This window comes from Microcoleus harperi Pol14_C6, from assembly GCF_036701295.1.
Classification (GTDB): domain Bacteria; phylum Cyanobacteriota; class Cyanobacteriia; order Cyanobacteriales; family Microcoleaceae; genus Microcoleus.
On sequence record NZ_JAUBQN010000115.1, the window covers coordinates 1 to 1172 of the forward strand.

The 1172-nt window shown below is 39.8% G+C and carries 1 protein-coding gene; it reads left to right on the plus strand.

Annotated features, from left to right (window positions below):
- Positions 1 to 153 precede the first annotated feature (153 nt).
- Positions 154 to 1137 carry a choice-of-anchor K domain-containing protein gene (locus QUA27_RS27225; protein ID WP_333072161.1) on the plus strand — a complete coding sequence of 328 codons (984 nt, stop codon included), beginning with the start codon at positions 154 to 156 and terminating at the stop codon, positions 1135 to 1137.
- Positions 1138 to 1172 lie beyond the last annotated feature (35 nt).

Below are 1172 nucleotides of genomic sequence, written 5' to 3' on the forward strand. Positions count from 1 at the left end.
TAAAGCACTCAAACGAAAGTAAATTTGTCCTTCAATTTGAGTGCAAGTTTCAACCTTAACTCCAGGCAAGTCTAATAGATAGTCTAAATGAAAGCTCATCACTATAACTGTATTGGTTGATCTATTTTACACCATAAACTCAGGAGAGCCAATTTGAATAGGTTAAATTCTGCTGAGACTGGTAAAATTGACGTTGACACCACTAAAGCTCTTTTTGCCGGCTCAACTTCCGGCACTTTTGACAACGATGAAAATAAGAAAATTTTAGGAACTCCTACTGCTGGAGACAGTGAAAGCTATGTGCAGTTTGACGGCAGTGAATTTACTACCGCAACTGATATTAGTTTTAATCTTGGCAATTTAAATTATCGCAATGGAATTACTGTGTTCGGTTCGGAACCTGAAGGTGATTTTCCTCTCAATGAAACGCTGTCTCTCACTAATCCTGTGCCTAGCACCCAGACTTTTAATTTCTCATTTAACTTGACTGCTACATTAAACGAAACTGACGATCCTGTTAAAGATGGAGATATCCTTCGCTTTTATGATGGTATTGCTAAAGAAAAGTTCAACTTTCAAGGAACAGACTATAGGCTGCAATTAGTGGGATTTTCTGCTGATAGCGGTCAAACAACTCTAGGGAGATTTAATACCCTTGAACAACGATTTTCTGAGGCTCAGTTGATTGGTAAAATTAAACCAGTATCAATTCTGGGAAACGAAAACGACATTGCGATTGAGTTGGCAGACAAGCTACCACAAAAGATAACAAATAAGATAGGAGAGACAGTAGATGACTTTAACACCAGAGTTTCCAATTTTAGTAAAGGCTTTTTAGATGGTTTATCTGCTAATGTGTATAGCGTTCTTTTTCCGCCGCCACGAGTTGCCCAAAACTTACAAGCCTCAGCCGAGCAAAATTCAACTTTTCAGATTACTGAAGCAGTCATGGCTCAATATCCCGGAGGGCTGCTGGGGACTGAAAATAATGATCGCATAATCGGATCTTCTGTAACAGATGTGGTATTAGCCGGGCAGGGTGCTGACACTCTAGAAAGTGGTAGAGGTGGCGATTACCTCTTGGGAGGAAAAGGTCTGGAGTTTAGACTAAGAAAAGCTGGCTCAGTTAGAAACTGAGGCAGCAAAAATCCATTTGGCAGCTAAATATATGT